Below are 13,009 nucleotides of genomic sequence, written 5' to 3' on the forward strand. Positions count from 1 at the left end.
CGGGTACGCGGACCCCTGCGTTCGTGCGCCCCTTGCCGAACGGTACCGGGCTGGTAGCGTTCGCACCGATCGTCCCAGCCGACCGGTGCGCCATCCGATGCGACAAGGGCTGATGCATGAACCGAGACGAGACGAGCAATCCGTTCCCGGGCCGACCGGACGAGGAGTCCCCGACGAGCGCGTCCACGGCGAGCCCTCCGGACGCGCCGCTGGTGGAACTCACTCCCGCGGCCGCGGATCTGGTGCGCCGGTTGCGCACGACCCACGGTCCGCTGATGTTCCATCAGTCGGGCGGTTGCTGCGACGGCAGTGCGCCCATGTGCTACCAGGACGGTGAGTTCCGCACCGGCGGCTCCGATGTGCTGTTGGCCTCGCTCGATGTCGACGGGGTGTCGGAGCGTGTGCCGTTCTGGATGTCGAGGAGTCAGTTCGAGGTGTGGGCGCACACACGGCTGATCATCGATGTGGTGGAGGGGCGGGGCAGCGGATTCTCCCTGGAGGCCCCGGAGGGCGTGCGCTTCCTGATCCGGTCCCGACTGGTCGGCTCCCGAGGAGGCGCGGCGGCCGGCCGTACGCCGGAATGACAGGACTCCGGGGGGGGCGACCCCGGTCACTCCGTGTCCCGAACCGCGACGATTCCGTTGAACACTCCCACGTACGCCGTTCCGTCGGGACCGATCGTGATCGGCGCCCAGTTGTTGTCGTACGAGGGGCCGGTGCCGGTGAGCTTCTTCCAACGGCGTTCGCCGGTTCGGAAGTCCACTGCGGTGAGGTACCAGGCGTCGATGCCCAGGCTGTTGGGCTCCTTCTCGTAGAAGTACAACAGACCGTTGGCGGTGGAGAGTTTGGGCACGGTCGAGGGTGAACGCACGTCGCTCTGCCACACGGTGTCGCAGCCGCTGCCGTCCGCACGGACGTCGATCCGGGTGACGCCGCCCACGACGCTTCTCCCGAGCAGCAGGGACGTGAGGTTCTCGTAGCCGTAGTTGTTCTCCACGACGAGGCTGTTGCCCCAGCTGATCATGGAGTTGTCGGTGGTCGAGGCACCGGAACCGAAGACCGGGACCTTGCAGACGAGCCGCCTGTCCGCAGACACGTCGACGGCGCGGCGGTAGACCAGGACGTTCATCCGCTCGTCGGCGTTGTCGGTGATCGCGACATAGTCCTCGCCGTCGCCGAAGAGATCCGGCGTGGTGCCGGAGCCCTGGTTGACCGAGCCGGGTTTGGTCCCGGTTCCACGGTCGTAGGTCTGGCGCCACTGCACCCTCGGGGTTCCGTCCGCCGATGCGGCGAAGCTGTAGAGGGCGTGGTCGGAGACGATCGAGACACCGTCCTCGGCGACGGAGAACGAGTTCTGGATCTCCTCCCCCGCCAGCCGTACCGAGCGGATGACCGACGTTGCGGGGTCGACCGTACCGACCCTGCCAAGCCGGGTCACCCACCAGATCCGGCCCCGCCAGTCGGGCATCACGGAGGTGACGGGATCGCAGGTGCCGCTGGGGAAGAGGTTGGTCCAGCTGACGCAGTCGTGCGGCACCTGTCCGGTCAGGTCCCAGTCGTCGACGACGACGAAGCGCCAACTCCCGTCCGTCGCACGCTCGTGAGCGATCCGCAGGATGTGCTGACGGGAGTCGGCGAGGACCACGCGGTCCTGCTCGTCGAGGTAGAAGTAGGCACCGCCCGACGTGTCCTTGAAGATCTTCGAGAAGTCGAGGCGGGTGATGGCCTCGACGGTCGAGGAGCGCTGCGGGAGCTTGTACTCGGCCAGGGTGTCGAGGGTGCGCGGATCGAGGAGCTTGAGCAGGAACCCGGTGAATGTGCCGCACACCGTGATCAGCCGGCCCGCCGAGTCGAAGGTGGCGGTGGCGCATTCCCCGCCGACCGGGGCGATCTTCTCGCTGCGCACTGCGGGGCTCCGGCCGAGAGGGCCCGGGTACGGATGGGTGCCGCTGCCCGCCGCGTCGGCGTGCATGGTGCTGCGTCCGTTGGGAGCGAGAAAGGGGTGCTGCGGTGGTGCCTGCCCCGGTACGGGCGAGGCCGTGGCCGGTGCCCCTTCGTAGTCACCGACCAGGCGGTGTCCTGGCGCCCTGGGGATCTCGCCCGCCGAGGCAGCGGTGCCCGGCACCAGAAGTGCGGCGGCGCAGAGGGCGAACGCCAGGACCAGCGCGCGGGCACGGGCTCTTCGGGAGGAAGAAGACATCGGACTCCTCGGTCGGGTACGGGGGTCGCGCCGCCGCCCGACGCTAGAGCCACTGCCTTGAGGTGTCCATGGAAGTGAGCGCGGTTTCCTGCCCGCTTCACGGCACCGCAACACGGCACATCCCGAGACGACCGGGGTCGGCACAGGGCCTGACTCCCGTTCAAAGCAAGTCTGTTCGCCCGTGGCCACCGGCGCACACCCCCCGCCGGATCGTGTGCGCCCGGCCGAGGAGGTGGCGCGGGTGTTCGTCCTCGACGGACGCTTCGCCGCCCGGACCCCGGGCCCGGGACCGCCCGGCGGCACTCCGGGAGATGTCCGGTGACCGTGCCCGCCGGGCCCGGTCACCGGACGGGACGCCGAAGTCAGGGCTTGAGACCGCTGACGACGTCGGCCGTGGCCGTCAGCCCGTTCTGAATGGTCGGCCCCATGCTCGTCCCCGCGAGGAAGAACCCGAGCATCGCGCAGATCACCGCGTGCGAGATCTTCAGCCCTCCATTACGGAGGAAGATCACCGCAAGGATCAGCAGAAGCAACACCAGTGAGATCGAAATAGCCATGGCCAACCTCCTCAGCCGCGCCGGAATTGCGGCATTCGGCCGCCAGTGTGGCCCAGCGGGGAGACCATCCGGCGGACTGGCGTGTCCGCCATACGGGTGTTGACTGGCTGTCACATTGCGATCGATGCGCCCTGGTCAGCCGCCGAGGGGTGCGAAGCCGGTCCGAACGTCCCTGTCGTGGGTACGCAGGAAGTGCTCCAGCCCCGCCAGGTCGTCGGTGTTGAGGTGATCGACGTCGGCCGCCAGCAGTTCGGTCCAGACCGCGTCGCGTTCCGGCCCCGGCACGTCCGGGGTGGCCCAGAAGCGCACACGTCGGCCGCCCCGGTGGGCAGCGGCGACGAGGGAACGCAGTTTGTCGCGTTCGGCCGCGGGGAAGGGGCCCGCTCCGCGCCAGACGAAGCTGTCGCTCCAGCTGCCGCTGATGAGCGGGATGAACGAGGCGTCGGCCGCGGTACCGAGGTCGTCGGGACGGCCGTCGTAGAAGGCGTACCGCGTGCGCTGCGCCTCCATCGGGGCGCGGGCCGCACGGTCACCGGAGATGACGGCCGTGACCGCTGCGGGCCGCACCCGGCCGTGATGATAAGTCGTCAGCATCCTTCGAAAGAGGCCGAGTTGCCGGTGCAGTTCGAGGTAGGCGGCCGCCCCGTCGGTCTTGATGTCGATCAGCAGCTGCACGGAATCGCGGTAGCCGGGGTGGACCGTGCCGTGGTGGGCCCGGACCCTGGCCAGCAGCGGGTCGAGGTAGAGCGAGGCGAGGGTTCGGGCGGGGTCGAGGTCGGCGACCTCGTGGGCGACCAGCAGCTCCCCGTCCACCAGGAAGACATCGGCCTCGACGCTGGTGAAACCGTGGGCGAGTGCGTCGTGGAGGGGGTGCGTGTGCAGATAGTCGTTGTGTGCGTGGGCCCGGCGCAACGGACGCGGGCCGCGCCGGCCCGCATCCGAGGGCGCGGCTGACGCATCGGACGCGGCGGCCGTCTGCAGAGTCGGCATCGCGCCTGCGGCCGCAGTGGCGAGCGCGGTGCCGACGACGCTTCGACGGGTCGGGAAGGCCATGGGTTTCTCCCGGGGACGAGGGGTGGGCCGGACGGTCGGACGCGACCGAGTATGGAACCGGATCTCCCTCAACAGGTCCCCTTCGCACAAGAGTTGACTGGATCGACGCGCCGTCGTCGCCTGCTGTTCCCCGGGTCGGGCCGGGACCGCCCGGCGTGGGTCGCTGCCGCCGTTTCAGCTCAGGAGGTTCAGCCGGGTCCCGACGGTGCCGCCGGGGATGTCGACGCAGGCACCTCCTGTGCCGTTGATCGATCCGGCCGACGAGTCGCCGATGCCGTCCTCGTACTCACCCCCACGCTCTGCCCGTACACCTCGGCATCACTGGATCAGGTGCTGCTGACGCTGGTGGAGCGGAAGGCGGACCTGACGGTACCGCCGCCCGACGTGCCGGTGGGGAGATGTCCCGCCCGGTCGGACGGGCCGAATGACCGACCGGTCGGGAACTCCCCGGACAAGGCGTGGGCACCACGCGATGGGCAGGGACTCATGCGGTCGGACCCGTGGACTCCCGCGATGCTCCCGGCCCGGAGATCTCCTGCCAGCCGATCGTGCGGTCGCACCAGCGTTCCAGCAGCACCCGGTCGTGGCCGACGGCCAGCAGTCCGGCCCCGTGCTTGCGTCGGTACGCCTCGACCACCGCGACCAGTGCGGCCGTCGTCGACGCGTCGAGCATCGCGGTCATCTCGTCGCAGATCAGCCAGCGTGGCCGCAGGACCAACGCCCGTGCCAGGCAGGCGCGCTGCAGCTGGCCGTCGCTCACCTCGTGCGGGCGCCGGTTCAGCAGCTCGGTCGTGAGCCCGACGGCCGGTGCCAGCTCGGCCACCCGGTCCGGTACCTCCGTGCGCCGCCCCGTCGCCCGCAGCGGTTGGGCGATGAGTTCGCGCAGACTGAGCCGGGGGTCGGCCGAGAGCCGGGGCTGCTGGAAGACGACGCCGACTGCCGTGCGCTGGGCACGCGGGGCGCCGTACCGCCAGCCCCGTACCGGTCGGCCGTCGAGCGTGACCGTTCCTGCGTCCGGCCGGTGCAGCAGGGCGGCGACCCTGGCCAGGGTGGATTTTCCGCAGCCGCTCGGGCCGAGCAGCCCGACGGACTCCGAGGGGGCGATCGCCAGCGAGGCATCGCGGACGACGGGCTCGCGGGGATCGTATCCGGCGGTGACACACGTGAGTTCAAGCATGGGCGGACTCCTCCGCGCCTGCCCGCGCACCGTGGTGGCAGGCGAGACGACCGTCGAACCGGGGCGGTACGGCGCACCGGTCGTCGGCGCGATCGCAACGGGGCGCGAACGCGCAGCCCTCGGGAAGCGCTCCGAGTTCCGGTGGCATCCCGGGGATGGGGGTGAACGCACGCTCGGGCAGGGCGTCGAGGAGACCGCGGGCGTACGGGTGACGCGGACCCGGCTCACCGAAGAACCGGTCGGCGTCGTCGAGCTCGATGATGCGGCCCGCGTACATCACGGCGACCCGGTCGGCGATCCGTTCGGCCGCGGCCAGGTCATGGGTGATGATCAGCAGCGCCCGGCCCCCGTCGGTGTGACGGCGCAGTTCGTCCACGGTCCGCTCGACCAGATCGCGGTCGAGTCCGGTGGTCGGTTCGTCGGCCAGGAGCACGGGCGCGTCACCGATCAGGGCGAGCGCGGTGGCGGCTCGCTGGGCGAGTCCGCCGGAGAGCTGGTGCGGGTGGTTGTCCAGGTGGTCGGCCGGAAACGCGGCACGTGCGGCGGCCTGCTCCGCCGCCGCACGCAGTGCCGGCTTGCGGATGCCGGTCAGTTCGCGGACGGCCTCCTCCAGTTGGGCCCGCACCGTACGGACCGGGGTGAGGTGGGCCGCGGGGCTCTGCGGTACGAGCGCGACGCGGCGGCCCCGTACCGTGCGGGCGAGCGTGCGCTCATCGGCGGTGAGGAGCTCGGTGCCGTCACCGAGCACCGCCGAGCCCGTCGTGCGCGCGTTGCCGGGGAGCAGCCCCAGCAGTGCGGAGGCGAGTACGGACTTGCCGCAGCCGCTCTCGCCGACCAGGGCCAGGCACTCCCCCGCGGCGAGGTCGAATCGGGCGTCGCTGACGGCCGCGACGTGCCGTCCGCCGCGCATCCGGAAACGGACGGAGAGCCCACGGACGGAGAGCACCGGGGCCCGCGTGCCCGGCGCCTGGAGGTCCGGGTCGGTCTTCACAGCATCAGCTCCGATCGGCGTCGGGGGTTGATCCGATCCCGCCATGCGCCGGCGAGACCTGCCAGAGCGAGGGTCGGAATGATCAGGAACAGACCGGGGAAGAGCGTCGGCCACCAGTCCCCGGCGAGCAGCGAACCGCGCGCCTGCTGCACGAGGTTGCCCAGGCTCGCCTGATGGGTGGGGAGTCCGAGCCCCAGGAAGGAGAGGGCGGACTCGTGCCACATGGCGTGCGGCACCATGAGTACCGCCGCGAGGCCCGCCTGCGGCAGCACGGCGGGCAGCAGATGCCGGACGACGACCCGCCCGCGCGAGGCACCGCCGGATATCGCCGCGTCGATGAACGGCCGCGAACGCAGCGACAGCACTTCGGACCGGACGATCCGGGCCGTCGAGAGCCAGTGCGTGAGGGCGACGGACACGATCACCGGTCCGACGCCGGGCCGGAACATCGCGACGACGAAGATGCCGAGCAGCAGATGCGGTACGGACGAGAAGGTGTCCACGAGCCGCATGACGATCCGGTCGATCCACCCCCCGGACGCGGCGGCGAGCGCGCCGACCGCGGTCCCGATGACGGTGGCGGTCAGCCCGGCCACGACACCGACGAGCAACGAGACACGGAGCCCGTAGACACATCGCAGGAGCAGGTCGCGGCCGACGTCGTCGGTGCCGAACGGGTGCTCCCAGGAAGGTGGCCGGAGTTTCGCCGTGAGGTCGACGGCCTGCTGGTCGAGCTGGACCAGCGGCGGTACCAGGAGGACCGCGAGCAGCACCGCGGCGACGATTCCGGCGGAGCTGACGACACGGATGCGGCGGGTGGTGCGGCGGGCGTTCCCGAGGACGAGTTCAGCCATCGAAGCCCACTCTCGGGTCGGCGAGCGCGTACAGCAGATCGGAGAGGAGGTTGCCGAGGACGACAGCCGCGGTGGCGAGCACCGTGAGTGCCGCAAGCAGCGGGAAGTCGACGGAGGTGGCGGCCTGCACGGTGGCGGCGGCGATGCCGGGCCAGCTGAAGACCGTCTCGACGAGCAGGGCGCCGGTGATGAGTTCGGGGACGCGGGAGCCGATGAGGGTGAGCATCGGCAGCATCCCGGAACGCAGCGCGTGGCCGAGCAGCACGGTACGTTCGCGCAGCCCGCGGGCACGGGCCCCGCGCACCGGGTCCTCGTCGAGCGCGTCGGCGACACCCTGGCGTACGTAGAGGAAGAACCAGGGCAGTTGGGAGATCCCGAGCACGGCCGCGGGGAGCACCAGATGGGTGGCGACCTGGCCGAGGGTGACCGTGTCGCTGGCTGCGTCGGTGAGGCCGCCGGCCGGGAGCGCATCGAGTTTCAGGGCGAAGAACCAGATGGCGAGCAGTCCGAGCCAGAAGGCCGGGGCGGCTTCGAGTGTGTACGCGGCCGAGCCGGCACACCGGTCGAGGAGGCCGCCGGGCCTGCGCCCGGCCAGCACGCCGAGGCCGGTTCCCAGGACGACTGCGACGAGGAAGGCGGTCGCGGCGAGCAGCACGGACCAGCCCAGGCGTTCGCCGATGACATCGGCGACCGGTTGGCGCATCACGCTGGAGTCGCCCAGGTCGCCGCTCAGCGCGGAGGTCAGCCAGTTCCACCAGCGGGTCACGAGGGGCTGATCGACGCCGAGGTTGGACCGCAGCTGGTCGAGGTTCTCCTGCGAGGCCGTGAGGCCCGCGGTGCCCGCGTACGCCTTGACCGGGTCGAAGGGGGAGGCGGCGGCCACGGCGAAGACACCGAACGTCACGACGGCCAGGACGGGGACGGCGAGCAGTACCCGCCGACCCGCCATCCTGCCCATCGGCCCCCAGGGGAGGCGGTGGCTCACTTCTTCGGCGTCCAGTCCTCGACGTTCCACCACGGGCCGGAAGCGAGACCGTGGTCGTGCGGTTCGACCTGGGTGGTGAGGGCGCCGAAACGGTCCTTCACGACGTAGAGGTGGTCGATGTGGGTGAGGAAGGTGTAGCCGGGGTTCTTCACCAGCTCGCGCTGGACGGTGTCGTAGGCGGCCTTGCGTGCGGCCTTGTCACCGCTTCTGCGACCCGCTTCGAGCGCCTGGTCGACGGCCTTGTTGTCGTACCACGCCATGTTGTTGAAGCCGTCGCCCGCGAGCGAGGACTTCAGCAGCGTGTACTGGTCGAAGTCGGGGTCGGCGGGCGATCCCCCTCCGGCGAGGACCGCGTCCTGCTTCATCCGGGGCTCGATGACCTCCCAGGTCCCGGCCTCGGTGGTGATGTCGATGCCGGCCTTCTTGGCGTCGGAGGCATAGGCGAGCGCGTGGTCCTGGCGGAGCTTGTCTCCGGTGAGGTACCAGAGCGGGAACGCCGCGCGGACGCCGTCCTTGGTGCGGATGCCGTCCTTGCCGGGCTTCCAACCGGCCGCGTCGAGGATCTTCTTCGCGGCGGCCAGGTCGTGGGTGCGCTCGGTGCCCTTGGTGAACCACTCGCTGTCGGTGGGCACGGGACCGTAGGCGGGCCTGCCCTCGCCGTTGAGGATGGAGTCGACCATGGCCCGGCGGTCGACCGCGACATCGAGGGCACGGCGGATCGCGGTGTCGCCCGCGACCTTGTTGTGGGTGGGCAGGGTCACCGTGCGGTAGTCGTACGTCGTCGCGGCGTACGTCCGCATACCGCTGCCGCGGGCGAAGCCCTTGGCCAGGTTGGGCGGCAGGATCGCGCCGTCGAGTTCACCGGAGCGCAGCCGGGTGGCGCGCACGTCGTCGTCCTTGATGATCGCCATGGTGAACTTCTTCACCTTCGGCGCGCCTCCCCAGTAGTCGGGGTTGGCCCTGAAGCTCAGCTTCTCGCCCTTGGACCACTTGGTGAGGAGGTACGGGCCGGTGCCGACGGGGTGGGTGGTGAAGGCGCCGGTGTTGACGTCCTGCCTGCCCGCGACGTGCTCGGGAGCGATGGGCAGAACCGTGCGCTGCGCGAAGGGCGCATAGGGGTACTTGAGCGTGAAGACCACAGTGTCGTCGCCGGACGCCTCGACGCTCTTCACCGCGTCGAGTTCGGTCCGGGACGCGTTGTTGGTCTTCTCGTCGAGGATGGTGCGGTAGGTGAAGACGACGTCCTTGGCACCGAACGGCTTCCCGTCGCTGAACTTCACGCCGCTGCGGAGCCTGTACGTGTACGTCAGTCCGTCGTCGCTCACCTCGGGCAGGGCCGTGGCGAGCGCGGGCTTCAGTCCCATGTTCCCGTCGAGGGCGAGCAGCCCGTCGAAGATCTTGGAGTTGCCGTCCTTGCCGTAGCCCAGGAGCGGGCTGAGGCTGTCGGGCTCGTAGGCGATGCCGACCACCGCCGAGTCGGTACCCGAGCCGGAGCCGCTGCCGTCCGGGCCACCCGGTTGTGAACAGGCCGCCGCGGTCAACGACAGCACGGTCGCCAGTGTCACGGCGACCGCTCCCCGTATCGATCGGGCCGTCATACTCTGCACATCCCTTATTGAAGATCGACTGTTGTTGCGAGTCAGTCGCAATTAAACAGCAGGTAAAGGGATGCTCGGTACCCCGTCGCACGGGAGAACGACGGAGCGGAGGTGCGTGTGCACACACCTCCGCTCCCAAGTCCCCCTGTATCGGGACCTGTTCCCCCGCGTCCGGTTACGGCGCGGGCAGTTCCACGATTTCGGCGACGGCCCCGCGGTGGTGTCCGGCCGTCCCGTAGGCGATGGAGTCGGCCTTGGCGCGCTTGAGGTACAGGTGCGCCGGGTGCTCCCAGGTCATGCCGATGCCGCCGTGCAGCTGGATGCATTCCTCCGCCGCGCGCACCGCGACCTCGGAGCAGTAGGCCTGTGCGACGGCCACCGCCAAAGGCGTGTCGGGGCTGCCGGTCGCGAGGGCGTCCGCGGCGCTCCGCGCGGCGGCGCGGGCCGAGACGACCTCCAGCCAGAGCTGCGCCATGCGGTGCTTGAGGGCCTGGAAGGAGCCGATCGGCCGGTTGAACTGGTGCCGTTCACGGGTGTGGCGGACCGTCTCGGTCAGGCACCACTCGGCGATTCCGAGCTGTTCGGAGGCGAGCAGGCCGGCACCGGCCGACAGCCCTCGGCGCACGGCGGCGACCGCGGACGCGCCGTCGGCCAGGCGGGTTCCGACGGCTCCGGCGAGGGTGACGGTGGCGAGCGGGCGGGTCAGGTCGAGGGGGACGACGGGTTCGACGGTGACGCCTTCGGCGTCGGTCTCCACCGCGTACAGGCCGTCGGTCGTGGGCACCAGCAGCACATCGGCCGCGGTCGCGTCGGCGACGGCGGTCACCCTCCCCTCCACCGCGTCGCCGACGACGCCGGCCGGTCGCACAGCTCCGGGCGCCGGGGCGGAGAACGGCACGGCGAGCACCGCGACCCTGCGCCCGGTGGCGAGGTCGCCGAGGAGTTCGTCGACCGGCCCGTCCTGCGTCGGCAGCGCCAGAAGCGTCTCGGTGGCGACGACCGCGCTCGTCAGATACGGGGCGGGGGCGACGCTGCGCCCCAGCTCCTCCAGCACCACCGCGGCCTCGCGATGGCCCGCGCCCTGTCCGCCCAGCCTCTCCGGCACCAGCAGCCCGGCGGTGCCGATGTCGGTGGCGAGGGCCTTCCAGAGCCGCGGGTCGTAGGGCGTGTCGGACTCGACGCGGGCGAGCACCGCCGACGCGTCGCACCGGTCGGTGAGCAGCGAACGCACCGCTGCCCGCAGATCGTCCTCGGCCTCGGAGTACAGCAGATCGGGCGCCCGGGTCTCTTCGGTCGGTGCGGTCATCGGGCCAGGTCCTTCCAGGCGACGTCCTTGTCGTTGCGCGGTTCGACGGGCAGGCCGAGTACGCGCTCCGCGACGATGTTGAGCAGTACCTCGCTGGTGCCGCCCTCGATGGAGTTGCCCTTCGAGCGGAGGTATCGGTAACCGGCGTCACGTCCGGTGAAGTCGACGAGCTCCGGGCGGCGCATGGTCCAGTCGCTGTACAACAGGCCTTCCTCACCGAGGAGTTCGACCTCAAGACCGCTGATCTCCTGGTTGAGCCGGGCGAAGGACAGCTTCATTCCGGAGCCTTCGGGACCGGGCTGTCCGGCGACGAGCTGCTGGCGCAGCCGGGTGCCGGTGAGCCTGGCGACCTCGGCCTCGACCCACAGGGTCAGCAGGCGCTGGTGAAGGTCGTGGGTGCGCAGGTCGGGCCGTTCCCGCCAGGTGCGGGCGACCGGGCCGATCATGCCGCCCTCGCGCGGGATGCGCGCCCCGCCGATGGAGACCCGCTCGTTCATCAGCGTGGTCCGGGCGACCTTCCAGCCCTCGCCGACCGGACCGAGACGTCTGCTGTCCGGGATGCGCACACCGGTGAGGAACACCTCGTTGAACTCGGCCTCGCCGGTGATCTGACGCAACGGCCTGACCTCGACGCCGGGGTCGGTCATGTCGCAGATGAAGTAGCTGATGCCGAGGTGTTTGGGCAGGTCCGGATCGGTGCGGGCGATGAGGATCGCCCAGCGGGCCAGATGGGCGCTGGACGTCCAGACCTTCTGCCCGTCGACCACCCAGTCCTCGCCGTCGCGGACCGCGCGGGTGCCGAGCGCGGCGAGGTCGGAGCCCGCGCCCGGTTCGCTGAAGAGCTGGCACCAGACCTCCTCGCCGACCCACAACGGCCGCAGGAAGCGCCGTTTCTGCTCGTCGGTGCCGTAGCCGAGGATGGTGGGGGCGGCCATGCCGAGACCGATGCCGATCCGGCGCGGGTCGTTGTCGGGCGCGCCCGCAGCGGCGAGTTCGGCGTCCACGACGGGCTGCAGGGAGCGCGGCGCGTCGAGACCGCCGAGGCCGACCGGGTAGTGCACCCAGGCGAGTCCGGCGTCGAAACGTGCCTTGAGGAAGTCGGTGCGGTCGGTGGTGGCCGGGGGGTGTGCGGCCAGCAGGTCCTGGGTGCGGCGGCGGAGTTCGGCGGCGTCGAGGGCCTTCATCGGGCGGCTCCCGACGGGAGGACGACGATCCGGCCGGTGCTGCTGCCGTCGGCGACCCGCTGCACACCGGCCGCGGCCCCGGCGAGTCCGACCCGCTCGCTGATCAGCGGCTTGATGGCACCCTGAGCCGTCAGGCGGGTCAGCTCGTCGTGACAGGCGCGGACGGCGGCCGGGTCCTTGGTGTTGTACAGGCCCCAGTGGAGCCCGACGATCGAGTAGTTCTTGACGAGGGCGTGGTTCAGCGCCGGGGCGGGGACGGCACCGCTCGCGAAGCCGACGACGATCACCCGGCCCTCGAAGGCGACGCATTTCACGGACTTGGCGTAGGCGTCACCGCCGACCGGGTCGTACACCACGTCGGCGCCGCGTCCGCCGGTGGCTTCCTTGACCGCGGCGACGATGTCCTCGCTGTGGCGGTCGACGACCAGGTCGCAGCCGAGCGCGGCGGCGGTTTCGGCCTTCCCGGGGCCGCCGACCACACCGATGACGGTGGCTCCGGCGGCCTTGCCGAGCTGGACGGCCGCGCTGCCGACACCCCCGGCCGCCGCGTGGACCAGGAGGGTCTCGCCCGCCCGGAGGTGCGCCCTGCGGTGCAGGCCGAACCAGCCGGTCTGGTAGCCGATGTGCAGGGCGGCGGCCTCGGCGTCGTCCAGAGCCTCCGGGGCGGGCAGGAGCGCCGACTCGTCCGCGACGACGTACTCGGCGAATCCACCGTTCGGCAGAGCCGGGGTGGCGAGCACCCGCCGCCCGTCCGCCGTCCTGCCGCAGATCTCCACACCGGGGGTGAACGGCAGGGGCGGGCGCACCTGGTACTGGCCGCGGCAGAGCAGCGCGTCGGGGAAGTTGATGTTCGCCGCGAGCACCTGGATGAGCACCTGTCCGTCACCCGGCGCGGGCCGGTCGGTCTCTTCGAGCCGCATCACCTCGCCCGGTTCGCCGTTCCGGTGCACTCGCCATGCCTGCATGAGGGGCCTCCACAACACTGTCGGCATTACCACTGCTTCGGCGCATACTAAGCGGTCGCTTGCTCCTCTGGAAACAACCTGCCCCTGCCGGTTCCGGCCCCGGACGCACAGAGACGCGCCCGGTCCCACCCGAAGCTCT

Annotated in this window: 12 protein-coding genes; 1 reads left to right on the forward strand and 11 read right to left on the reverse strand. The window is 71.0% G+C overall.

The window, feature by feature from the left end; all coding sequences use genetic code 11:
- Nucleotides 1-212 precede the first annotated feature (212 nt).
- Nucleotides 213-584 carry a DUF779 domain-containing protein gene (locus ACIRP2_RS22185; protein ID WP_404252923.1) on the forward strand — a complete coding sequence of 124 codons (372 nt, stop codon included), beginning with the start codon at nt 213-215 and terminating at the stop codon, nt 582-584.
- 26 nt (nt 585-610) lie between these two features.
- Here ACIRP2_RS22185 and ACIRP2_RS22190 read toward each other — a convergent pair whose 3' ends face one another.
- The 11 genes from ACIRP2_RS22190 to ACIRP2_RS22240 form a co-directional block, all read right to left on the reverse strand.
- Nucleotides 611-2,200, reverse strand: a complete 1,590-nt coding sequence (locus ACIRP2_RS22190; RefSeq protein WP_404252763.1) for a hypothetical protein — start codon at nt 2,198-2,200, stop codon at nt 611-613.
- A 362-nt stretch (nt 2,201-2,562) separates the two neighbouring features.
- Nucleotides 2,563-2,757, reverse strand: a complete 195-nt coding sequence (locus ACIRP2_RS22195; protein ID WP_404252765.1) for a hypothetical protein — start codon at nt 2,755-2,757, stop codon at nt 2,563-2,565.
- 135 nt (nt 2,758-2,892) lie between these two features.
- Entirely contained in the window at nt 2,893-3,810 is a 918-nt protein-coding gene (locus ACIRP2_RS22200; protein WP_404252767.1) for a phosphatidylinositol-specific phospholipase C/glycerophosphodiester phosphodiesterase family protein, read from the reverse strand.
- 484 nt (nt 3,811-4,294) lie between these two features.
- Complete coding sequence (locus tag ACIRP2_RS22205; RefSeq protein WP_404252769.1) at nt 4,295-4,987, reverse strand: ABC transporter ATP-binding protein; 693 nt, start codon at nt 4,985-4,987, stop codon at nt 4,295-4,297.
- Entirely contained in the window at nt 4,980-5,897 is a 918-nt protein-coding gene (locus ACIRP2_RS22210) for an ABC transporter ATP-binding protein (RefSeq protein WP_404252925.1), read from the reverse strand. The genes ACIRP2_RS22205 and ACIRP2_RS22210 overlap by 8 nt, the downstream gene beginning before the upstream one ends.
- Nucleotides 5,898-5,974: 77 nt before the next feature.
- Nucleotides 5,975-6,832 carry an ABC transporter permease gene (locus tag ACIRP2_RS22215; RefSeq protein WP_404252771.1) on the reverse strand — a complete coding sequence of 286 codons (858 nt, stop codon included), beginning with the start codon at nt 6,830-6,832 and terminating at the stop codon, nt 5,975-5,977.
- Nucleotides 6,825-7,790: an ABC transporter permease gene (locus ACIRP2_RS22220; RefSeq protein ID WP_404252927.1), complete on the reverse strand. Its 966-nt coding sequence runs from the start codon at nt 7,788-7,790 to the stop codon at nt 6,825-6,827. Before ACIRP2_RS22220 ends, ACIRP2_RS22215 begins: the two co-directional genes overlap by 8 nt.
- A gap of 23 nt (nt 7,791-7,813) precedes the next feature.
- On the reverse strand, nt 7,814-9,415 hold the full coding sequence (locus ACIRP2_RS22225) for an ABC transporter substrate-binding protein (protein ID WP_404252773.1): 1,602 nt from the start codon (nt 9,413-9,415) through the stop codon (nt 7,814-7,816).
- 175 nt (nt 9,416-9,590) lie between these two features.
- Nucleotides 9,591-10,721 (reverse strand): acyl-CoA dehydrogenase family protein, encoded by a 1,131-nt coding sequence (locus tag ACIRP2_RS22230; RefSeq protein WP_404252775.1) that lies wholly within the window; start codon nt 10,719-10,721, stop codon nt 9,591-9,593.
- Nucleotides 10,718-11,905, reverse strand: coding sequence for an acyl-CoA dehydrogenase family protein (locus ACIRP2_RS22235; RefSeq protein WP_404252777.1), 1,188 nt, complete (start codon nt 11,903-11,905; stop codon nt 10,718-10,720). The genes ACIRP2_RS22230 and ACIRP2_RS22235 overlap by 4 nt, the downstream gene beginning before the upstream one ends.
- A complete protein-coding gene (locus ACIRP2_RS22240) occupies nt 11,902-12,870 on the reverse strand; it encodes an NADPH:quinone oxidoreductase family protein (RefSeq protein ID WP_404252779.1) in 969 nt (322 codons plus the stop codon). The genes ACIRP2_RS22235 and ACIRP2_RS22240 overlap by 4 nt, the downstream gene beginning before the upstream one ends.
- Between the last annotated feature and the right edge of the window lie 139 nt (nt 12,871-13,009).

It is taken from the genome of Streptomyces sp. NPDC101194 (genome assembly GCF_044767885.1).
Classification (GTDB): domain Bacteria; phylum Actinomycetota; class Actinomycetes; order Streptomycetales; family Streptomycetaceae; genus Streptomyces.

Excerpts from the sequence above, each read along its gene's own strand:
- ACIRP2_RS22190 (WP_404252763.1), bottom strand. The coding sequence starts at position 2,200 with ATGTCTTCTTCCTCCCGAAGAGCCCGTGCCCGCGCGCTGGTCCTGGCG.
- ACIRP2_RS22195 (WP_404252765.1), bottom strand. The coding sequence starts at position 2,757 with ATGGCTATTTCGATCTCACTGGTGTTGCTTCTGCTGATCCTTGCGGTG.
- ACIRP2_RS22200 (WP_404252767.1), bottom strand. The coding sequence starts at position 3,810 with ATGGCCTTCCCGACCCGTCGAAGCGTCGTCGGCACCGCGCTCGCCACT.
- ACIRP2_RS22205 (WP_404252769.1), bottom strand. The coding sequence starts at position 4,987 with ATGCTTGAACTCACGTGTGTCACCGCCGGATACGATCCCCGCGAGCCC.
- ACIRP2_RS22210 (WP_404252925.1), bottom strand. The coding sequence starts at position 5,897 with ATGCGCGGCGGACGGCACGTCGCGGCCGTCAGCGACGCCCGATTCGAC.
- ACIRP2_RS22215 (WP_404252771.1), bottom strand. The coding sequence starts at position 6,832 with ATGGCTGAACTCGTCCTCGGGAACGCCCGCCGCACCACCCGCCGCATC.
- ACIRP2_RS22220 (WP_404252927.1), bottom strand. The coding sequence starts at position 7,790 with ATGGGCAGGATGGCGGGTCGGCGGGTACTGCTCGCCGTCCCCGTCCTG.
- ACIRP2_RS22225 (WP_404252773.1), bottom strand. The coding sequence starts at position 9,415 with ATGACGGCCCGATCGATACGGGGAGCGGTCGCCGTGACACTGGCGACC.
- ACIRP2_RS22230 (WP_404252775.1), bottom strand. The coding sequence starts at position 10,721 with ATGACCGCACCGACCGAAGAGACCCGGGCGCCCGATCTGCTGTACTCC.
- ACIRP2_RS22235 (WP_404252777.1), bottom strand. The coding sequence starts at position 11,905 with ATGAAGGCCCTCGACGCCGCCGAACTCCGCCGCCGCACCCAGGACCTG.
- ACIRP2_RS22240 (WP_404252779.1), bottom strand. The coding sequence starts at position 12,870 with ATGCAGGCATGGCGAGTGCACCGGAACGGCGAACCGGGCGAGGTGATG.